This window comes from Providencia sp. 2023EL-00965, assembly GCF_033550225.1.
Taxonomy (GTDB): Bacteria; Pseudomonadota; Gammaproteobacteria; order Enterobacterales; family Enterobacteriaceae; genus Providencia; species Providencia manganoxydans.
Map to the genome: position 1 here is coordinate 50,527 of NZ_JAWUEH010000010.1, position 21,643 is coordinate 72,169.

Here is a 21,643-nt window from a genome sequence, read left to right on the forward strand (position 1 = left end):
ATAAATTTTGTTTATATGCGCTAATAAAAAAATCCACTTCAATTAGAAGTGGATTTTAGACTGTTGACAAACATATCATGTTTGGCAGCAGTCGTTAGGGGTTTTGAAATAAACAAGGAAAATCAATTCATTGATTTTCGGCTGATAACACGGAGCGGGAAAAACCACGCTTTTATCCCGCTTCGTCAGCAACCTCAAATCCACTTCAATTAGAAGTGGATTTTTAGCCAAAGCTTATACCTGATGATATCAATTAAATTCGATTAGATGCCGTTTTCTGAGCTTGTGTGATCAATTCTTCGTTGCTCGTGTACATCTCTTGCAAATAACGGTTATACGTAGAACCTAACTGTGAGTACCCTTTCATATCTCTGATAAGTTTTGATGTATCTAACTCATCCTTTGATAATCTTTGTTTTGCTCTAGACGAACGTAATGACTCGTAAGCATTATGGGTATTCATGTTTTTCATATAGGCTGATACAGTTTCTTCTACAGAATCGTAAGCTGAATAGCCTTTCACTTTTCCTTGCTTGATTCGGCAGCCGCTGCCACATCTCATCCCAAACAGATTGCCATTTTGTTGAGCGAGTTGTGAAGTTCCCCAACCTGATTCAGTGGCAGCCTGTGTAGCGACTAAATGTGTTGGCATAATATCAACACGGCTCAACAACTTATCCCAATTAATACGATTTGGGGTGGTACAGGTCATGCCATAGCTACTGCAAATTTGTGCTAGGCGACGTAACTCTTGAGCGCTCCATTTTTTATTAGCGCGTACAGAGAGTAACCATTTACGCTCTGCCATTATTTCTTGATTGACCTTTTCAATCACAGGAACAACCGTTTTCAAAAACGCTTTCTTACGTGGTGTACCGGACGGGTATTTTCGCAAATCAGGCAGAGATGTTTGAGCCTGATTTGAGCTCTGCACGGCCTTGTGAGAATACTCTTTCTTGAGTAAGGTACTGGTGCTAGTTGAGCCGAAACTCAAACCCGAAAATAAAAATAACAGTAAGAAAGCGAAGACGGCCTTTGTCCTCATCGTTCGAGAGGGCATTTGCTTCTCCTAATTTCTCTGAACAAAAATCGAGCGAATAGTAGCAGAATAATTTTTAGGGAGCTACTTTTATCAGGCTGGCTTTAACTAAATTACTGTATTGTTTTGTTTGTATTTTTGATTATTTTTAATCTATTGTTATTAAATGGAATTTATTTTTATTTGCTTTGTTTCCGCATTGAATTAATTAATCTCTCTAACGCTTATGCGAGTAAATTGAGTTAACTTAAGTTAAATTTGATTGTTATTTATACAGTTCACTTGGTTATTATAAGGGTATTTTGTCTATTTATTAAGCGATCGATCGCTTGTTTTTTGCTCAAATTTGAAAATTCAGACTTTTGTCGGAGGCTGAAGATACAAAAATGAGCTTTTTTAATGATTAAAAAATGAGCTACTCATCTAGAGCGTCAGGGTGAAAAATGCTCAAAAGTTTCATTGTGAAACATTATCAAGAAGCGTGTCATTTTTGTCTCAAAACGGTACTCGTTGCTGTTGTTGATCTTGTTCTTGCGCTTTTTCAGATAAGGTCGTGAAATCGACCTCGCTCCAAAAATCCTGCGGTATCGGTAGTCGAGCCATATTTGATGTTGGCAAGAGCCTCAATTGTGCGAGTTGTTGCAAATGATAATGTTGATAAGAGGCAGGTAAACTTAAACGCAAACCTTCTACTGGTACAATTTGAGATGGCATTAATGGATAGCGATCGTCACTTGTTTGGTAGTCTCGAGTGAGCACGAGGAATTTTTCAGGGACTCGTCGATAGCTGTTCCACCATAGCCCATCCACACGGTCAAACATAGTGCGAGTGTGTTGTTTATCATTTGCGCCGAGCTGATGTAAGGCTTGCGGTAAAATCCCTTCCATTGATTGAGAAAACATGGGGAGTGATTGAGCTCGTCCTTGTATGATCAGCGTCAGTGCTAAACGCGCCCCTAATAAATTGGAATACAGATCTTCTGGGGAAAAGGCCGATATTCCTTCAGAAAAACCGGGAACCGACTGATATCCGTACCACTGTGCTATTTCATGCCATACGGCAAGCTGAAAAGCTAATTTTGCGGCTAAGTAAGCACTTAGCGTGTAGCGTTGTTCAGGGCTAGTGGGAGGTTCGAAAGCCATAAAAACGATTTGCCTACTGGCGAGCTCATCGCTTAATTTTAATGTCCAACTTTCACCTAACCGCGGATAGATTTGGCTAAATAAGTACAGGGTATAGTCAGCGGTATCACGGACATGGGAAATATCAATAAAACCACTTTTATTTGTGTATAAAAGCCCAATTTTTTCATTGCTCATTCCCATTAACGCTGCGGTTGCGCCTAAAAAACTATCGTTATAATGGTGTTCACCCAGTTTATCGGCTTCAACGATATTATCGATAGTATAGAAAGGGACAGGTAAACCCCATAATTGCGCTTGTAAATCATAACCGAAAGCACAGCATGCCCTTAAACCCTGTGGTGGATTTAAAGTTTCAATAACAGGCCATACTTGAGAGGCGGATTCGTGGCTATCACTGCTTAATTGAGGCGATACCGAAGGTAAATGAGCGACTGGATTGCTTTGACATGCACTCAACACGAGAGCAAATATTATTATGGCTAACGGTTTTAGCATTAAAAAGCTTCCCCTACTTGGAAATAAAAACCCGTACTGTTACGACCAACACCAAAATCGAGACGCACGTTCATTCTAGGCTTAAATTCAAACCGATACCCAGCGCCAATACTTGGCAACCAGTGCCCTTCGCCTAATTCGGATGGGGTATCACTCATTGTTCCTGTGCCTACCCAGCCCACAATGCCATGTCGCCAATCAAGTTTGTGTCTCAGTTCTAATTGAGTCGTAAAAATATTGTTATCGCGATAACGGCCTTCATAGTAGCCACGCATGCGATTGCTATTACCTAATAAAGAAAGTTGACTCCATGGGACATCACCGGTAGTAAATCGCGCATAGTTATCTAGTGCCACAACCGTTTTCTCAGTAAGCTCATGATAATAAGCGTATTGCAGTTGTGTGCTTTGAAAACGTGTATCGCTGCCTAAATTAGGGGAAAAATAAGTATAAATCGTTTCGAAAGTTTGCCCATGATGCGCATTTGGTAAAAAGTCGCGAGTATCATAGCTAAAATAAGCACTGATACCTGAGTTAATGACCGAGCGTCCCCCTTCTGCTTGCTGAAAGTAACGTTTAGCACCTTCATCGGGATCACTTGCGTTAATCGATGAGAAATTCCAGCCTAGTCCAATATAGGTGGCATCGGTCAGGCGATATAGGGCGCGAGGTGTTATTTGGAATTCTTGAGAATGGTATTTTTCTTTATTATGGTCATTTTTACCCGCAGCGTAACCTTTTCCCCAATAATAGGTTGGAATGTTATTAAGGGTGCCTGAAACGAATAATCGCCACTGGTCATGGTCAATAAAATTATAGTTGGTGAAATTTACACCAAATGCTCCCGTGGATGAAGCAAAGCCACTTAATCCAATTGATGAGGGTTGAGTTATTTTGTCGCTTTTATCGATACGATATAAACCTACTAATGCAGTACCAACTCCAATGCCCATTTCTGGCGTATAAAAAGGGCCGGGCAGTAAACCCCAATCAATCGTCTTGCTTTCGTCAAAACTATTCGAGCCACCAAGCTGATTTAACCAAGTATCTATCTTTTGCCGATCAGGTAATAATTCGGCTTGTGTTGGCAGAGTAATAAAAAGGCTGAGCAATGCCAGCCTTTGTAAATGGTATAGCTGCAACATTAAAAACGGAACTCACCTGAGATATAGAAGCTATTACGGTTATTAAAACCGATTTCAGTTAGCACATTAAAATTACGAGTTAATTCAACGCGCGCACCTACAGTATTATTCCATTTATGGGCTAGGTGTTGTTTGACGTCGAATTTCATTCCAGGATCATCGAGTGCATTAACGAAACCTTTGAAGGCGGGGGGGAGGTCTAATTTATTTACGTCACCGCGGAAGTGTTGAGTAATATCTTGATACATTGCCCCTGTCCATACTTGGACTTTGGTATTACCTTGTCCACTGAACATCGGATCAAATACGAATTCATACCCAATACGAGGGGATATCACGAGAGCTTTAATATTACCGTCTAAAATATCTAAATCAGTATAGGTGTAGTTGAGATCTAAAGTCGTAAAGACTTGCTTATACCCACCGGCAAGTGTGAAACCACCACCATAAGTTTTTCCCTTAAAATCAAGATCGAATGGTTGGTCTTTCAAAAAGTCTAAGGGTAATTTTGCGAAGCCGAGATCAAAAGTACCACCTTTTAATTGAGTGTGAGAAGTTCCCTTGGTATGACCGTATAGGCCATATACATTTAAAAATGGGAATACCCAAGAATCTATTTTTAATGTATGAGTTTCACTTTTTTCCCGTGTGTGACCTGCCTCAATACTTAATGCGGAGGCAGTTTCAGGATTTTTAGGCATAATAAAGCCGATTTTATCCACCACAATATCTTGCCGTAAATTCATATAGCCATAACTAACCCCAAATGGCTCAGGGATATCATAGCCGCGCGCACGTGCTTCATCGCCCCAAATAGGCAATATACGGGATTCGCTTGATGATGAACGAGTTATACCACCTTCATTATTATTTTTGGGAACACCGGATTCACTCATGGTGACTGAAAAAAGTGGGCGATCATTATCAGCAAAGCTGAACGGAATTGAAAAACAGCAAGAGAGTAGCAACGCTTTGCTAAGTTGAATGCGTGTCATAGATAAGCTCGACATTGAAATAGACAGAAGAAATACATCAATAAAAGATGTATTTAAGATTAGCATATTGAGAGAATTGATAAATGGCGTTAAATGCTTTGTTTTAATAAAGCTTGAGCTAGATTAAGTAATGCGTGCTGAAGACATGAAAAAACCGATAACCTAAGCGATATCGGTTTTATTTTGAGTTTACTTTGAAAGTGAAGAGACTATTTTGGATTGTTTTGATGAAAGTGTACACGTTCGTGGAAATAGGCCTTTAAATGATCTTCCATTTGGTGAACTTTTTTTTCTAGTGCATTAACTAACACATCATCATTATTCATGTCATAAACACGTTCCATCGCGAGCTGGTCAACGTATTTTTTTTGCTCTTTTGTGAGTTCTGTCATTGTATAAACCCATGCTTATAAAAGAAATGTCCATGACTGGACAGTTGAGTTAAGGGTATTGTGCCTGAGTGTTGATTCATTGAAAAGTAGAATAAACGGTTGCCGCATATACTCTAAATCATTCGAAATGCAGTTAGACCGAACGTGAATGGATAGCGGAGAGTATAGAAAGCACGAGGGTTGGTGCGGGTTGATATAGGTGATGGCACGATAACTTGAAGTATGGCGAGTATAATGACAATTCTGCAATGGTTGGTCTAATGTCACGATATGATGTCGTTAAGATTATTCACAATACAAATCGGTAATTTAAGCTGCTATTCTTTGAACAGGCTATAAATTATGGATTTGTATAATGAATAATAAACAACAATATCTTGATATTGCTGCTGGTCAAGGTGAAAAAGAAGCCTCCATGATGGTGGCTATTCCTGCTTCTGAATTAACGTTATCTCTCCTCGAACAGCGTTTAGAAGAGCAACAATATTTTACTGATGGTGAAATCGATTACTTACCTGAAGGCGAAGGCGATTTTTTCTTTTCTTGTAAACGAGGTGATGAAGAACTGCGTTTCTATATCTCTCTTGTCCATAGTGACCCTGAATATGTGATTAATCCGTATTTTGCAACGGATCCTATCAGCCCTGAATTGTATGCGGAGGCAAGTGCAGCACCACAAGCGGTGATTGTTGAATGTATCTTTCAAGAGCAGCCACTCGTTAGCTATTTGCAGCAATTGAGAATGATCCAAATATTAGTACCTGACTTATTGTTAGGTTTGGATTTATCTGCCGCAGGAAAAGTTTTTACTCGTGAGTGGCTAAACTTCCAACTAATTGATGATTTAATGCCAAGTATTGATTCATTGTATGTCGTGCATGCAATCTATGATCAAGATGATAGCGATGAACAGCCAGATGACGCTGAACGTAGCCCAACGATGTATTGGTTCCATACACATGGTTTGGCGCGCTGTGGCTTATCTGAAGCGGAAATTATCATTCCTCATCCCATTGCTTCTTATTATGGTATTCCTGAGTTGTTTTGGAGCTTTGTGAATAACAGTATCACTCATGGCAAAATTGTATTTAATGAACCTATTTTTATCGGCCAAACTGAGAGTGGTTATGAGTATTTAGTTGCATTGCCATTTGAAGAGGGGTTAAAGCACGTTGGGCAATCAACGCCTATCGATGATTTAAAACCGCTTGAAGAGATGAATTATCAATTTGGTGATGAAAATTCACAGCGCTTTATGGGGGATTGGCATGATCGTGATGAATCACATCAGCACCCATCGGTGATGTTATTCCGTGTGACGCAAGAAGAGCCAGTATTGGAAAGTTTTTTCAAAGGCTTTGAAGATCAAAATGCGATGATGTTTATGCGTACCGACGAAGAAACCGCCGATATGTCTCGTAAAGCTCAATTGCGTTGGCAATACTTTACTCACATGTTAGATAACTATGGCCCTAAACCAGCGGCACAGAAAAAAGGGTTTCTTTCTAAATTACTGAGTAAGCCTACTGAAGAAGAATCTGAATGGCGTTTCTTAGTAAAATGCGGTATTGGTTATCATAATGACGAAGAAGATTATGATGGTCATGAACATATGTGGTTTGAGCCAACATCTTGGAATGGTGATCAATTTGAAGGTCGTTTGATTAACCATCCTTTCTATGTTCAAACGATGCAAGAAGGGAATATCTATCCATTGACCCGTGATGATATTACGGATTGGACTATTTATTACCAAGACGGTAGTTACACACCGGATACTATTTATAAATTACTGTCGGGTGCACAGGTGCACTAAGTTATTTGTTTCTTACTTAACTAAAGAGAATAGATAAAATGGGCATAACAATGCCCATTTTTAATGATAGAGCTCGCTAATGAATGAATCGGAATTATATCAATACGCATTATTTATGCTGTCACGCCGTGATTATGGAACGGTAGAGTTACACGCCCGTATGAAACGCCGTATGTATGAAAAAAATGAAGGTATTATTGATGAAACGTTGATTGAAAGAGTGATTGCTCGCTTAAATGAACAACATTTTCTTGACGATGTCCGAGTCATTAAACTGCACTTACAGGGGTATATTCGTAAAGGCTATGGACCATTGAGAATTAAGCAAGAACTAAAGCAAAAAGGTTTCACATCTTCTTTAATTGATTTGCAATTTGCAAACCTTGATGTTGATTGGTTTGAGCTTGCGCGACAAGTACGCTGTAAAAAATTTGGTGATGAAGCCCCTAGTGATTTTAAAGAAAAAAGTAAACAAATTCGTTACTTACAATATCGTGGCTTCTCTGGCGATATGATTTTCGAGCAGTTTCGTTAGCGAGTGCTTATCTCTATAATGCGTTATCATTAGACCGTTTTTTATTCATAAATCCGCCATTAATACCTGCTAAAATTCGACGACTTTGCCGCTAATTGACCTGTTCAAGGTGAAGTATTGCTTGCATAATAAAAAATAAAACTTGTAGTTCATTTCATCAAACTGGTTTGGGCGATAAAAACAATGTCACCTCAACTAGGAATGATCATGAAAATAAGCTCGTTATATAAATTAAAACTCGTTTTTTGGGCATTATTGCCCATTACTGCTATGGCAAATGTCGATTTAGCTGCGATGGAATCGCGTATTAAAGCACTTGAGGCTCAGATGGCAGAAGCAGTCTCTCGAGCAGTAAAGGCTGAAAATAGAGCCAGCAAGTTAGAACAAATGATGGTAGTGCAAGAACAAGTTTCATCAAATCAACCGCAAAAGGTGCCCAAAAAAGAGCCTGAAAAATCTAATGTCAAATATAACGCTCAAAACGGTGAGCTCAATATGTATGGCGATATTGAATTGAATATGGATGGTTCGAGCCGTAAAGGGCAAATTACTTCGATACGTACAGCAGTCAGTAAAAGTGCGAGTGGCGGTAAAAACGATAACTGGGATATTAATGGGCGGATCTTGCTCGGCTTTGAGGGCAAGCACTACCTTGCTAATGGCAATATGGCTGGTTTCAAAGCTGAGCCGTTAGCTGAAGCTGACGGTGGTATGGGGCTAGATGATGCTTTCTTTTACTTTGGCAATAAGGATAACTGGAAAATCAAAGTTGGACGTTATGAAGGCTACAGTATGTTTCCTCTTGAGCAAGATATCTTTATTTCCTACTCAGGAAACACATCGAACAGCTTATACACCGATGGTTACGGGTATGTGTATATGATGAAGGAAGGTCGTGGGCGTTCGGATGATGGAGGTAGCATTCAACTGTCGAAAACTATCGATGATTGGTATTTTGAGATTAATGCGCTAGTTGAAGATGGTACCGCATTATTTGGTGACGAGCGCTACCATGGTTATGATCTTGATAATCGTAAAAACTCCCTTTATATCCGACCTGTTGCGGTTTGGCAGCCAAAGCCATTTAAAATTGCGTTAGCAATGGAAAGCCAAGTGATGGATAACGCCTATGGCACGACTATTGATGGCCAATGGAAGGATCTGTCAAAGCGTAATGGTTATGGGCTAAGTATGGTTTGGGATTCTATAGCCAAGGATAATATGAGTGGCATAAAAACGGCGCTTAATATGGCTTATATGGATGCGGATGCTGAAACGGATTTTTCAGTAGGTGGGTATGCTAAATGGCGTCGTTTTGTTTTAGGTTATATTTATGCTCATAATAACATTAAAGATTTTAACCCTAATAAATATCAATATGTGTTAGATGATGACTCGATACTCAATGGGGTACCGGGAAAATATGATCTCCATACCATCTATGCTTCTTATGAAATTCCTAAAATCTTATACCTTGATAATTATAAGATTTATTTAGGTGCTTATTATTCAACAATTTATACTGCAAAAGCAGAATTAATTGATAAATCGGATGATGAACGTTATGGGTTTCGCGTTCGTTTCAAATATGAGTTTTAACTGTTAAGTTGTTAGGGGGCTTTCTCTTCAGAAAATGCTACAAATTTGGAGAGATAGCCTCTATATTCCTTCCTGCAAAAAATTATTAGCCATTCGATATAATGATCAGCAAATTTTTTATCATAACTATCCGCTACGGATATGATCCGCGTCAGTAAATTTTGCTTATCATTTGTGCAGAGTACGGTGAGATAAAATTAAAATATGAGACAGGCAGGAGAAATACATGATTGAGCTTTTAATCGGCGTCATCGTTGCGATAGGCGTTGGGCGCTATATTATCAAAGGCTACTCAGCAACGGGTGTGTTAATGACAGGGGGTATTTTACTCTTAATCATTACGGCCATAATGGGTAAAAGCATTTTACCCGAATCGGTGAAAGCAACAGGTTGGCGCGTTACCGATATTCTGGAATATATTAAATTCCTATTGATGAGCCGTGGTGGCGATCTAGGAATGATGATCATGGTGTTATGTGGGTTTGCTTCTTATATGACTCACATTGGTGCCAATGATGTGGTGGTTAAAATTGCTTCGAAACCGCTAAAAATGATCAACTCACCTTATTTGCTGATGGTTGCGGCTTATATTGTGGCGTGTTTGATGTCATTAGCGGTTTCTTCAGCAACAGGACTAGGGGTGTTGTTAATGGCGACACTATTCCCTGTGATGGTGAATGTTGGGATCAGTCGTGGTGCTGCGGCAGCAATCTGTGCTTCTCCTGCTGCTATCATCTTAGCGCCAACATCTGGCGATGTGATTTTAGCTGCAAAAGCTGCTGAGATGCCCCTGATTGATTTTGCTTTTAAAACCACGTTACCTATCTCAATTGCAGCGATTGTTGCGATGTCTATTGCGCATTTCTTTTGGCAACGTTTCCTTGATAGAAAAGAAAACGTTAAAACAGAAATGCTTGATGTGAACGAAATCAAAACTCATGCACCAAGTTTTTATGCTATTTTACCGTTTACCCCCATTATTGGTGTCCTGATTTTTGATGGTAAATGGGCGCCTGAGCTGCATATTGTTACGATTATTGTTGGTTGTATCATTATGGCTGCGATCATTGAATTCATACGTAGCTTTAGTGCCAAGCATGTCTATTCGGGGCTAGATGCTTGCTATAAAGGTATGGCTGATGCTTTTGCCAGCGTGGTAATGCTATTAGTTGCTGCGGGTGTGTTTGCTCAAGGTTTAAGCACTATTGGCTTTATTAAAGGTCTGATCGATCTTGCTCAATCTTTTGGTTCAGGGGCAATTGTAATGATGATTGCATTGGTGATTATTACGATGTTAGCCGCAATGACAACAGGTTCGGGTAATGCACCTTTCTATGCATTTGTTGAGTTGATCCCTCATTTAGCGAAACAAATGGGGGTAAACCCTGCTTATTTAGTGATCCCAATGCTGCAAGCCTCTAATTTAGGTCGCACATTATCGCCGGTGTCTGGTGTCGTGGTTGCGGTATCGGGGATGGCGAAAATTTCACCGTTTGAAGTCGTGAAGCGGACATCAATACCCGTTCTTGTCGGTTTAGTTGTGGTGATCGTTGCGACTGAAATATTGGTTCCTGTATATCTTTAATTAGATAGACTCGCCATACATCAAGGTGCAGTGGTGTTGATTACACTTATTTAGTCGAATTACATCGTTTACCTATGTAGTTCGACTATCTTCGTTTGTCGCCTACCTGCATCTCGACTTATTTAGAATATCATTAAAAATGGCTGAGAAGGTGAACTCTCAGCCATTTCTTATTTAAATACCAATAGTTAATAACGCTATTAATCAAAAATTTGTTAATTTTAAGTGTGGTTTGTTTAAACAAATTACGGTCTTTTATTTCACCATTAATTTCATTTCTCATTATTAAGCGCTTTTTTTGCGATCTGTGCCAAAAAGCCAGACAAAACCACAAAAATAAGCTAGGTACTTGATATCAATTGATGCAAAATCCGCACATCTTTTTTATATGAACAATTAATGATAATTTTATGAACGCGACAGACAAACCAGTTAATAAATGGACTTATAAAGATTTTACGTGGGTTTTATCCCTATTTGGTACAGCGGTTGGAGCTGGAGTACTTTTTTTACCGATTAAAGCAGGTGCTGGTGGCTTTTGGCCGTTAGTTATTCTTGCGATCATTGCAACGCCAATGATTTGGCTTGCTCATAAAGGATTGGCACGTTTTGTTTTATCCGCTAAAAATCCTCATGCAGACATTACTGACACGGTAGAAGAGCATTTTGGTAAAGTTGGCGCAAATATCATTACATTTGCATATTTCTTTGCCATTTACCCAATCGTCTTAATCTATGGTGTTGGTATCACGAATACCGTCGACTCGTTTTTAGTGAATCAGATTGGTATGGAGCCGCTCCCGCGTTGGTTACTTTCTGGTGTGCTGATTGGCGCGATGACTGCCGGAGTGCTATTTGGCCGTGATTTAATGCTACGTGTCACTTCAATGATGGTTTATCCGTTGGTATTTATTTTACTTGCGCTGTCACTGTATTTGATCCCTGAGTGGAACACATCAATGTTAGAAGTCGCTCCTGATTGGAGCGCGATGCCAGTCGTAGTATGGATGGCTATCCCATTGATTGTATTCTCATTTAACCATAGCCCGATCATCAGCCAATTTACCAAAGACCAACGCTTACAGTTTGGCGATAAAGCGGTAGTTAAAACGGATATGATCACCGGGGGCGCAGCGCTAATGCTAACCGGTTTTGTCATGTTTTTCGTTTTTTCTGTCGTGTTATCTTTAAATCCTACCGAGTTAGAAGTCGCGAAAAAAGAGAACATTAGCGTGTTATCGCATATTGCCAATATCAATCCATCACCAATCCTCTCTTACTTAGGGCCAATTGTGGCGTTCGCGGCGATTGTTTCAAGTTACTTTGGCCACTTCCTAGGGGCACATGAAGGTTTAGTTGGTTTAATTAAATCACGTTCTTCTTTTTCTATTAAGAAAATTGAAACAGCTTCAATGCTTTTTATTGTATTAACAACATGGTTAGTGACTATCAAAAACCCAAGCATTTTAGGGATGATCGAAACGATGGGAGCCCCAATGATCGCTGCCATCTTATTTATTTTGCCTGTTGTATCAATGCAAATCGTACCTGCAATGAAAAAGTATAGCACTTCAATCGCGGCTCGAATTTTCACCTTTATTTGTGGATTGGCCTCTATTACTTCAGTGATATACGGCGCGTTACAATAAGCTATCGTTAACCGATACATTGATAGAAAAAGCTCACTTTAGTTTTATGGTGAGCTTTTTTTTATGGTTTAACGTTATAAGAAATAACGTTAAAAATAGTGAATAACCTCGTGTTCATGCCGTGTGATGGCTGATCACTAAGATATTAACCTGTATGAAATAATTTCAAGTGATGATGGGTTGTCTGCTGAAAAGTGTTAGGTAATATCTATTTATATAACAAAATAGTCGTTAATCATGGAGTCCCATAAAGTGGGAATTGCGATAAATTAGCGGCAGTATAATAAGGATAACAAATGAAGTTAGAAACATTATCGATTCACGCAGGCTACTCACCCGATCCAACCACAAAAGCAGTGGCAGTCCCTATTTATCAAACAACGTCTTATGCATTTGATGATACCCAACATGGCGCTGATTTATTTGATTTGAAAGTTGCTGGCAATATTTACTCTCGGATCATGAACCCAACTAACGATGTTTTAGAACAACGCGTTGCAGCTTTAGAAGGGGGAGTTGCAGGGCTCGCCGTGGCATCTGGTATGGCGGCGATCACTTATGCAATTCAAACCATTGCTCAGGCAGGGGATAACATTGTTTCGGTCGCTAAATTATATGGCGGAACCTATAACTTGATGGCGCACGCATTGCCTCGTTTTGGTATTGAAACACGTTTTGCTGAGCATGATGATCTGGCCGCGCTAGAAGCATTAATTGATGATAAAACCAAAGCGGTTTTTTGTGAATCTATTACTAACCCAGCAGGTTTCATTGTTGATATCGCGGCATTAGCTGAAATAGCGCATCGTCATGGTGTCCCTTTAATTGTCGATAATACAGTTGCAACACCTTATCTGTGCCGCCCATTTGAGCATGGTGCAGATATTGTAGTGCACTCATTAACAAAGTATATAGGCGGTCATGGTACATCAATTGGCGGTATGGTTGTGGATTCTGGAAAATTTCCTTGGACGGAACATGCAGAGCGTTTCTCATTGCTAATTGAACCTGATATCGCTTACCACGGTGTCAGTTATACAGAACATTTTGGGGCAGCAGCCTTTATTGCACGCTGTCGTGTTGCTCCATTACGCGGTACTGGTGCAGCATTATCACCCTTTAACGCGTTCTTGATCTTACAAGGGCTTGAAACGCTTGCTTTGCGCATGGAACGTCATACTGAAAATGCCCAAAAAGTGGCTCAGTATTTGGAAAAACACCCTCAGGTTGCTTGGGTTAAATATGCAGGGCTACCAAGTCATCCTGAACATGCACTAGCGCAGAAATATATGCAGGGTAAACCTGCGGGGATCATGTCATTCGGTATTAAAGGCGGGCAAGAAGCAGGTGCTCGTTTTATTGATGGGCTAAAACTGATTGTAAGATTAGTGAATATTGGTGATGCAAAGTCACTTGCATGCCACCCAGCTTCAACCACGCATCGACAGCTCAATGATGAGGAGCTCGCGAAGGCGGGGGTTTCTCGCGATATGATCCGTCTTTCGATAGGTATTGAACATATCGATGATATTTTGGCAGATTTAGAGCAAGCTTTAAGCGCAGCGAAATAATATTTTTAATACTGGCAGCTATTGGGAAATTTTCATGCTCAATAGCTGCTTTTTATTAGAAATTTTAATATAACCCAGCTGACTATTCGCTTGGTGAATTTGCAAAAGAGAAATGATTGATAATCATATTTTGATTGTTTGATCTATTTTATTTTAAACGTTGAACTATTCTCTTAGGCTCCAGTCTTAAATTAGCGAGAGCAGTAGAGCCTTGCTAACTCTCTATTTTATCTTTATTTATTGATTGTTTAAGAATCATAATTTAATTATTTCTTTGTTTATGTGAGGTTTACTCGCACTATTGATAATAGTGAGTTAAGCCATATTAATGCTAAATGGTTATCGCGTGACATGTCACGCTTTTACTCGAAAATCGTATTTAGGCCTATATCTAATTATTAAATATTTATTACAAGAATGGTTGAGAAAAAATGAATATGGCAAATAATAAAATTGCCTACCTTAAGTGGTGCCTGTTATTTGGGTTTGTATTACTAACTTATTTTATTCCCCTCAATGGACGGCTTCTCTGGCAACCAGATGAGCTACGCTATGCAGAAATCAGTCGTGAGTTGATTTTAAGCTACAATTGGAGTGTACCTGAGCTTCTTGATATTCGTTATTTTGAAAAACCTATTTTTGGCTATTGGGTAAATGCATTTTTCCAAATGCTGTTTGGTGAAAATAATGTCTCAGTGAGACTTGGGGTGGTGTTTAGTACCCTCACCAGTGGGGTATTTGTCTATCTATCGGCAAAGATGGCTTGGAAAAAAGCCGATCTTGCCTTTAATGCTGTTTTAATTTACCTCTCTATGCTGATGGTACTAACCATTGGTACTTACAATGTGCTTGACCCAATATTGACGGCATTTATTACTATGTCGATTTTCTTTTATCAATGGGGGCTGACCACACGAGTTTTTTCGCAAAAACTACTGGCCTTTATTCTGTTAGGAGTGGCTGGTGGACTCGGTTTAATGACTAAAGGTTTCTTAGTATTAGTCATCCCTAGCTTAGTGATCTTGGTGAGTTCAATTTACTACAAGCAATTTAAAGAGATTTTCTTTTTTTCTTTTGTCTCTCTTTTCACTATGTTTGTGGTTTGTCTGCCGTGGGCGCTTGTGATTGCAGGTCGCGAGCCTGATTATTGGAATTATTTTTTCTGGGTGGAACATGTTCAACGCTTTATGTCGGATAATGCGCAAAACCGCTCACCTTTCTGGTTTTATATTCCTATACTGATTGCGGCTGTACTACCATGGTTAGGTTATCTAGTCGCTTCATTGATTAATAGTGTTAAAGAAAAAGGTCTGCATATCTATTTCTTGATGTGGTTTATCATCCCTTTTCTCTTTTTCAGTATTACAAAAGGTAAGCTGTTAACTTATATCTTGCCATGTCTTGCGCCGTTAGCCGTTTTAATGGCAGCCTATATCGATAAAATTCTACAACAAACGCAAGTTGCGGCGATCCGCTTCAATGCGATAATTAATATCATTATTGGTTTAGTTGTCGCCACTGCACTGTTTTTTGCACCTCATTTTTCTCAATTAAATGTGTATGCAGTAGATGAAGAGAATAAAAGATTGCTTGCTGCTGGCGCATTTTTGTTTTGGGGCGTGATTGGTATTGTTTCCTATCGCCGTCGTTTTTGGTCAGTGGCAGCCGCTTGTACTTTGGCTGTGAGTCTTGTCGTGGGTCATGTGCTTCCTGCTAAGGTAGAAAGTAATAACACCCCACAAAAATTGATTGAAAAGTATCGTCCCCAGCTGTCCGATAAAACTTATTTGCTGACCAACAATGTAGGGCTAGGAACAGCACTTGCTTGGGTGTTAAAGCGTAGCGATATTACGATGCTGCACCAAACGGGCGAGTTAGCTTATGGAATAAAATACCCTGATGCGGCAAATCGTTTCTATCGTTTAGATCAGTTACCAACGTTGCTAGAACAGCATAATTATCAAGATGTCGCCGTGGTTGTTGAAGGCTCTCAAGATAATATTTTGTCTGCTTTACCCGGAAACCCTACGATTATTCATGAAGGTAATTTAGTGTTTGCCCTTTATGAAGGCCGTAAATAGCTTAATCGGCTGGGAGTGATAGGGAATTGCTCATCGATATTGAGTATCCACATCATGTTGAATGAATGTGTTACCATTGATGAGCAATTTCTCGCAAGCATTTTTCTAGCTTTATTCGCAAAGCTTTTTACAGTCACAGGATAGCCATAAATCCTATTCTCGGATGGTATAGAGTAAGATTTTGTGGTGATTTTTGATCGTCTAAATTGAATTTTCTATAAACAACGTTGCTTTCATTTTTCTATTCCGTTGGTTTTCTAACCTCATATTAAATATAAAATTATAAGCCTAATATTATTTCAATAGTATTTTATTTGATTTAGGGATAATAATTTAAGCAAAAATAATGACATTCAATCATTAAATGTCAGTCTTATTTTGTGGGTTTTATTCGTGGCGACAAAATATGAATACATCGCTAATTTTTTAAATTAAATTTTTTATATCACATTAATATTTAGCCAAATTTAGCTATGATATAGGCCGCAATTTAGTATGAAATTGCAACCATACAATACTCTGGGCAAGCACAGTGTATTTAAACTTATCAGCAATGAGAGAACCATCTTATGCTAAATATATTTAATTTAAGAATAAAAGGAATAATTGATTATGACATCAAAATTAGGGGGAAACCGCCAGAAGCAACAAAATAAAACCGCCAATAAATCTAAGAGTGCTAGCTCGCAAAAGTCTGATTCAGCAGTGGTTGCTAAAATTAAGCAAATTGCTCCTGAGACGCTGAAAGAATGTAGTCATACATTACCAGCTGATTCAGATTATTACCCACTTCAATCTGAGAGTCATGGTGGTAGTAATGTCTTTTTTAACCAAGCTGGTTCTGATTGTCGTTTTAATTTGGTTGATGGAAAAACTGGGGCTATGTACCTAGCAACATCCCCTGAAACAGCGATGAAAGAAGTTTTTCAAAATAAGAGCCTAATTGAATCTGATCTTGATGGTTATTATATGGGGATTGTAACAACAGAAAGAGATCTGACTATATTACGGAGCTCTGATTTGATACGTAAAACAAGTCTAACTCTTCATGACCTGACAACATCTGTACGACAAGATACCCAATATCTCGCTCGTGTCGTACATCATGCGGGCTTTGATGGAATGGAATATCCATCGAATGTAACCACTGAGCCATGCTTTGTTTTATGGCACGGTGATCCTTCAGGTAAAGGGATGGTGAAAACATCTCAACAATCTAAGCTTACTGATTGGGACTTCAGTAATGGTAAAGAAGCAGCGGACATCCTTGTTTTTGAGTTAGGTGTATCGGTTGAAGAAGATTAATTTTAAGGTGTACTAGGCTGGATCTTGAGATCCATGTAATCTCGCTAGGCGATAAAGCTCTTCCATGACTTCTGAGTTTGGATTTGTTTTTAGCACATCAATGACAGTATAACTTTCTTTAGTTGGCTTAAAGCCATTGAGCTCTACATGCCTTTTTTCCATAAAAAAAGAGTACTGCATCCGGTCACTAAATGTATTAATCAGTTTGAGTAACTCAGGAAGCCCTTTAAGCACACCTTTATTGGAAATGTGCTCTTCATCTGTAAATTGAAAAATTGGGTAAACGAACTCATTATCAAGCTTAATTGCGAATAAATTCCCTTGCTCTTTCCAATTCCTAACAGTCGTTTTTGTGATACCTAATGATTCAGCTGTTTCTGCTGAACTTAAGTAGCCGCCATCTTGATTGAGTCTAGCTAAAAACATCGATTTACTTTTAGCTCGTCTTAATAGACGTTGTTTCTCTTTGGATGGTGAATTTTCGTATTTATGACGGATCAGCTCAATGATTGCATTTATAGCGTAATCATCATCAGTTTGTGACAGATTATTATTTTTTAAAACAACCTCACTGGAACTAGCAACATCCAGCATATCATTAAAAATGTTTTTTAACCGGGTGACTTTCGACCCTTCATTATTGATTGAAAGCTTTAGATGCTTATCGGAGGAGCGAGTAGCAATCTTTTCTTTCTTAATTGCAGTAGTCATAAAACCTCCTTTTCGATTTTCATACTATTATAATATAGTATGAAAATCGAAAAGTTGTTCAAGTTTTCCTCAGCTGAGTTTTTGTAGGGCTGTCTCTAAGTTTCTACTTTGTATGTTCGAATTGTTGGGTTTTGTAGACATGCTTACTTATGGAGTCTGAAGCTCAATCATACTTAGTGCTTGTTTTCGTGTAATTGAGGCTTCAGACTTGGCTGATCAGTTTTAATCATCGAGTGCTTTGTCGGCTAAAATAGTGCTTACCATACTGGTTGATTAAAACGGCTATTTTGGCGAGTTATTTCCTCATTTTATATGATTGAGGTACGCTACTCTCCGCTTCAGGTTTGACTATGCTATCGGTAACGCCATGGTAAATCATTAGCATCGCGAAGCTATTGTTCATGTTACTGATAGGGACATCATTAGTGGATCGGTTATTTTTTGAATGACGATCTGTTATGCGATGATTCATAATGCCTTCTCCTCATCTTCTTTCAATAGACGATCTGCTTCAGCAAGTTCATAGCGTCTAGGTGTTAATGCAGTCGCGCTGTGGTTACGTGCCAATAGGGAATAAATCGTAGGTAGAACAAACAGTGTGAATAGTGTGCCGACTAACATACCTGTTACAATTACTAGACCTAATCCAAAACGGCTATTGGCACCAGCACCTGTTGCAAATAGTAGTGGAACTAAGCCAATCACCATGGCTGCGGTGGTCATTAAGATCGGTCGTAAACGAATTTGCGCCGCTTTTAGAATAGCTTGGCGTCTATCAAGACCTTCATGTGCTTGTAATTCATTCGCAAACTCCACCATTAAAATACCGTGCTTACTGATCAATCCGATCAGTGTCACTAACCCTATTTGGGTATAGATATTGAGTGTGGCGTAGCCAAATGCGAGTGGGATCAGTGCACCACAAATTGAAAGCGGGACTGTGATCAAAATAATTAAGGGATCCACTAAGCTTTCGTACTGTGCAGCAAGAACCAGATAAATGATGATCAGCGCCGCCATAAACGCAAAGGCGAGGGTGTTTCCTTCTTGTTTATATTGGCGCGAATCTGATTGCCAGTCGTGACTGAAGCCTGCTGGTAATTCATTGGCGATATCATCTAAATAAGCGACTGCTTGACCTAAAGTGACTCCCGGAGCGGGGATAGCTTGGAAAATAGCCGCATTTTGTTGATTAAATTGCGTCAATTTATTGGGCTCAATTTGCGTATTGATATCAACGACTGTTGAGAGCGGGATCATGCTGCCATCTTGGGCTTTAACATAGTGGCGAGAGAGCGCATCAGGTGTGAGGCGTTGGCTACGTACACTTTGTGGGATCACGTCATAAGAGCGTCCATCCATACCAAAGCGGTTAATGTAATTTTCCCCAACCAGCAATGTCAGCGATTCACCAATATCTTGCATACTAATTCCAAGGCTATTCGCTTTGGAACGGTTAATTTTGACTTCAACCACAGGGTTGTTGTAATCGAGGTCACTATCAACCACCATAAATAAGCCACTTTCACGCGCTTGCTGCTTTATTTCTTCCATTGTTTTATACAGTACTGGATAACCTTGTGGGCTCCTAAGTACCATCTGTATCGGTAAACCACCTGTAGAGCCAGGTAGAGCAGGTAATTGGAAAACAAAAATGCTATTACCTTCAACATCCCCGACCTTCCCCTGCAAGTCAGATTGTATGGCTGAGGCAGGCCGCTCACGTTCTTCCCATGAGGTTAAGTTAGTTCCCCCAAAACTGGCTGAAATACCATCAGTACCATTAATGATCCAAGTACTTTCCGTTTCAGGTAACTCCATCATTACGTCGTGCAGCTTGCGAGAAAAACGTTCAACATACTCAAGATTGGCATGTTGTGGTGATTTGATCGCAGTTAAAACGGCGGATTGATCTTCAACTGGGGCGAGTTCACGGGGCGCTGATTGGTATAATACTGGCAAGCTAACAAACACGATAATCGCGACAATACCCGTGATCCAGCGATGCTTCAGTGAAAAATTCAACCCTTTTGTATAGTAGTGCGCAAGGAAATTAAAAAATCGTTCAGCCATGTGCGCCATGCGGCCTTCATTCTGTTTTGAATTCAACATAAATGAACTCATTACTGGTGATAATGTTAAAGCAACAACACCAGAAACGATAACCGAACCGGCTAAGGTTAAAGCGAATTCTTTAAATAAAGCGCCTGTTAAGCCAGACATCAGACCAATAGGCGCATAAACAGCCGCTAAAGTAATCGTCATGGCAATAACGGGGCCTGCAACTTCCCTAGCGCCAATTAATGCAGCGAGTACGGGGGATTTTCCCTCTTCAATATGACGGTGCACGTTCTCAACCACCACAATCGCATCATCCACAACTAAGCCAATCGCTAATACCATGGCGAGCAAAGTGAGTAGATTGATACTGAAGCCAAATACCATCATCAAGGCGGCAGCACCTAGCATGGATAATGGGATAGCCAATATAGGAATAATCACACTGCGGATGGAACCTAGGCATAGATAAATAACTGCGATAACAATGAGTAATGCTTCGATAAGGGTGTGAAAGACCTGATCGATAGAAGCTTTGATAAAGCGCGACGTCTCAAATGCCATCTCAACTTTCACGTTAGGTGGCAGAGTTTTGATAATATCTGGCATTAACTGTTTCATGCCGTCAACAATCACTAACGGGTTTCCTGTTGGTGTTGCAAATAAGCCTAAATAAATAGCCGGTTCACCATTCATCAAACCACTCGTTTCAGTGGATGCGGCTCCCAATTCAATTGTTCCTACATCACGTAAACGAACCAACCCGTTACCATCATTACGGATCACGAGGTCTTGGAATTCGGCCACATTGGTGAGATCAGTATTCACATAGACGTTAGAAATAACATATTCGCCTTTCACCTTACCTGGGGCGGCTTGGTAGTTATTTTGTCTTACGGCTTGAGCGACATCTGCCGCTGATAGGCCTCTGCCTGCTAATTTATCGGCATCTAACCACAAGCGCATCGCGAGTTGCTGTCCACCGAATACTTGAACTTTTGCAACCCCATCTATGGATGAATACATAGGTTCAACAACACGAGATAAATAATCGGTTAATGCAGGGATAGACAGTGTGGTACTGGAAAACCCAATATAAGCGACAGCCGTTGATTCGCCGGAAGAGAGTTCAATAACAGGATCATAAGCTTCTTTTGGTAACTTGTAGCGTACCTGATTAACCTTTGCCATGACTTGCGCAAGTGCTTGGGTTGAATCACGATTGAGCTCCATTCTTACGGTGACTAAGCTACTACCTTGTACCGATGATGACGATAAATAATCCACGCCTTCAACCGATGAAACAGCTTGCGCAATAGGTTGAGTCACAAAACCCTGCATAAGATTGGCTGATGCGCCGGGGTATTGGGTTGTGATAGTAATCGTGGAGCTTTCCAGTTGTGGATACTGGCGAATAGGCAGCTTACTTAAGGCAAATAGCCCCATCAGTACGATGAGAGAACTCACTACCAGTGCTAACACAGGGCGGCGAACAAAAATATCTGTAAATTTCATTGCGCC

Annotated in this window: 16 protein-coding genes; 8 read left to right on the forward strand and 8 right to left on the reverse strand. The window is 39.8% G+C overall.

Features of this window, described 5'->3' with window-relative positions; genetic code table 11:
• Positions 1-253: 253 nt before the first annotated feature.
• The 5 genes from SC428_RS13410 to SC428_RS13430 all read right to left on the reverse strand — a co-directional run bounded on the left by SC428_RS13410 (position 254) and on the right by SC428_RS13430 (position 5,212).
• Positions 254-1,060: a protein bax gene (locus SC428_RS13410; protein WP_140178799.1), complete on the reverse strand. Its 807-nt coding sequence runs from the start codon at positions 1,058-1,060 to the stop codon at positions 254-256.
• Positions 1,061-1,534: 474 nt separating this feature from the next.
• Entirely contained in the window at positions 1,535-2,680 is a 1,146-nt protein-coding gene (locus tag SC428_RS13415; protein WP_140178801.1) for a DUF4056 domain-containing protein, read from the reverse strand.
• Positions 2,680-3,825: a BamA/TamA family outer membrane protein gene (locus SC428_RS13420; protein ID WP_318708028.1), complete on the reverse strand. Its 1,146-nt coding sequence runs from the start codon at positions 3,823-3,825 to the stop codon at positions 2,680-2,682. Before SC428_RS13420 ends, SC428_RS13415 begins: the two co-directional genes overlap by 1 nt.
• Positions 3,825-4,820, reverse strand: a complete 996-nt coding sequence (locus tag SC428_RS13425) for a porin family protein (protein WP_140178805.1) — start codon at positions 4,818-4,820, stop codon at positions 3,825-3,827. Before SC428_RS13425 ends, SC428_RS13420 begins: the two co-directional genes overlap by 1 nt.
• 209 nt (positions 4,821-5,029) lie before the next feature.
• The gene (locus tag SC428_RS13430) at positions 5,030-5,212 is read right to left on the reverse strand and encodes a hypothetical protein (protein ID WP_140178807.1); all 183 of its coding nucleotides are present in this window, start codon (positions 5,210-5,212) and stop codon (positions 5,030-5,032) included.
• Positions 5,213-5,567: 355 nt separating this feature from the next.
• Between SC428_RS13430 and SC428_RS13435 the strand changes: the two genes are divergently transcribed.
• The 8 genes from SC428_RS13435 (at position 5,568) to SC428_RS13470 (ending at position 17,353) form a co-directional block, all read left to right on the forward strand.
• Positions 5,568-7,028, forward strand: a complete 1,461-nt coding sequence (locus SC428_RS13435; RefSeq protein WP_070925741.1) for a DUF4026 domain-containing protein — start codon at positions 5,568-5,570, stop codon at positions 7,026-7,028.
• A 79-nt stretch (positions 7,029-7,107) separates the two neighbouring features.
• Positions 7,108-7,563 carry a regulatory protein RecX gene (locus tag SC428_RS13440; RefSeq protein ID WP_283126285.1) on the forward strand — a complete coding sequence of 152 codons (456 nt, stop codon included), beginning with the start codon at positions 7,108-7,110 and terminating at the stop codon, positions 7,561-7,563.
• Positions 7,564-7,770: 207 nt separating this feature from the next.
• Entirely contained in the window at positions 7,771-9,162 is a 1,392-nt protein-coding gene (locus SC428_RS13445; RefSeq protein ID WP_318708037.1) for a carbohydrate porin, read from the forward strand.
• A gap of 226 nt (positions 9,163-9,388) precedes the next feature.
• Positions 9,389-10,747, forward strand: coding sequence for an anaerobic C4-dicarboxylate transporter DcuC (dcuC, locus tag SC428_RS13450; protein WP_070925734.1), 1,359 nt, complete (start codon positions 9,389-9,391; stop codon positions 10,745-10,747).
• Positions 10,748-11,157: 410 nt separating this feature from the next.
• A complete protein-coding gene (locus SC428_RS13455; protein WP_070925732.1) occupies positions 11,158-12,396 on the forward strand; it encodes an aromatic amino acid transport family protein in 1,239 nt (412 codons plus the stop codon).
• A gap of 296 nt (positions 12,397-12,692) precedes the next feature.
• The gene (locus SC428_RS13460; RefSeq protein WP_070925730.1) at positions 12,693-13,967 is read left to right on the forward strand and encodes a bifunctional O-acetylhomoserine aminocarboxypropyltransferase/cysteine synthase; all 1,275 of its coding nucleotides are present in this window, start codon (positions 12,693-12,695) and stop codon (positions 13,965-13,967) included.
• A gap of 431 nt (positions 13,968-14,398) precedes the next feature.
• On the forward strand, positions 14,399-16,048 hold the full coding sequence (arnT, locus tag SC428_RS13465; RefSeq protein WP_318708041.1) for a lipid IV(A) 4-amino-4-deoxy-L-arabinosyltransferase: 1,650 nt from the start codon (positions 14,399-14,401) through the stop codon (positions 16,046-16,048).
• 612 nt (positions 16,049-16,660) lie between these two features.
• On the forward strand, positions 16,661-17,353 hold the full coding sequence (locus SC428_RS13470; protein WP_318708043.1) for an RES family NAD+ phosphorylase: 693 nt from the start codon (positions 16,661-16,663) through the stop codon (positions 17,351-17,353).
• Between the two features lie 12 nt (positions 17,354-17,365).
• Here SC428_RS13470 and SC428_RS13475 read toward each other — a convergent pair whose 3' ends face one another.
• From SC428_RS13475 to SC428_RS13485, 3 genes are all read right to left on the reverse strand, one after another.
• Positions 17,366-18,064 (reverse strand): hypothetical protein, encoded by a 699-nt coding sequence (locus tag SC428_RS13475; protein WP_140178819.1) that lies wholly within the window; start codon positions 18,062-18,064, stop codon positions 17,366-17,368.
• Positions 18,065-18,359: 295 nt separating this feature from the next.
• A complete protein-coding gene (locus SC428_RS13480) occupies positions 18,360-18,536 on the reverse strand; it encodes a hypothetical protein (RefSeq protein WP_175442468.1) in 177 nt (58 codons plus the stop codon).
• Positions 18,533-21,637, reverse strand: a complete 3,105-nt coding sequence (locus SC428_RS13485) for a MexW/MexI family multidrug efflux RND transporter permease subunit (protein ID WP_318708049.1) — start codon at positions 21,635-21,637, stop codon at positions 18,533-18,535. The genes SC428_RS13480 and SC428_RS13485 overlap by 4 nt, the downstream gene beginning before the upstream one ends.
• Positions 21,638-21,643: the final 6 nt, after the last annotated feature.

Coding starts and splice junctions, on each gene's coding strand:
- SC428_RS13470 (WP_318708043.1), top strand. CDS start 16,661: ATGACATCAAAATTAGGGGGAAACCGCCAGAAGCAACAAAATAAAACC.
- SC428_RS13435 (WP_070925741.1), top strand. CDS start 5,568: ATGAATAATAAACAACAATATCTTGATATTGCTGCTGGTCAAGGTGAA.
- SC428_RS13480 (WP_175442468.1), bottom strand. CDS start 18,536: ATGAATCATCGCATAACAGATCGTCATTCAAAAAATAACCGATCCACT.
- SC428_RS13460 (WP_070925730.1), top strand. CDS start 12,693: ATGAAGTTAGAAACATTATCGATTCACGCAGGCTACTCACCCGATCCA.
- SC428_RS13410 (WP_140178799.1), bottom strand. CDS start 1,060: ATGCCCTCTCGAACGATGAGGACAAAGGCCGTCTTCGCTTTCTTACTG.
- SC428_RS13455 (WP_070925732.1), top strand. CDS start 11,158: ATGAACGCGACAGACAAACCAGTTAATAAATGGACTTATAAAGATTTT.
- SC428_RS13425 (WP_140178805.1), bottom strand. CDS start 4,820: ATGACACGCATTCAACTTAGCAAAGCGTTGCTACTCTCTTGCTGTTTT.
- SC428_RS13415 (WP_140178801.1), bottom strand. CDS start 2,680: ATGCTAAAACCGTTAGCCATAATAATATTTGCTCTCGTGTTGAGTGCA.
- arnT (WP_318708041.1), top strand. CDS start 14,399: ATGAATATGGCAAATAATAAAATTGCCTACCTTAAGTGGTGCCTGTTA.
- SC428_RS13475 (WP_140178819.1), bottom strand. CDS start 18,064: ATGACTACTGCAATTAAGAAAGAAAAGATTGCTACTCGCTCCTCCGAT.
- SC428_RS13430 (WP_140178807.1), bottom strand. CDS start 5,212: ATGACAGAACTCACAAAAGAGCAAAAAAAATACGTTGACCAGCTCGCG.
- SC428_RS13440 (WP_283126285.1), top strand. CDS start 7,108: ATGAATGAATCGGAATTATATCAATACGCATTATTTATGCTGTCACGC.
- SC428_RS13420 (WP_318708028.1), bottom strand. CDS start 3,825: ATGTTGCAGCTATACCATTTACAAAGGCTGGCATTGCTCAGCCTTTTT.
- SC428_RS13485 (WP_318708049.1), bottom strand. CDS start 21,637: ATGAAATTTACAGATATTTTTGTTCGCCGCCCTGTGTTAGCACTGGTA.
- dcuC (WP_070925734.1), top strand. CDS start 9,389: ATGATTGAGCTTTTAATCGGCGTCATCGTTGCGATAGGCGTTGGGCGC.
- SC428_RS13445 (WP_318708037.1), top strand. CDS start 7,771: ATGAAAATAAGCTCGTTATATAAATTAAAACTCGTTTTTTGGGCATTA.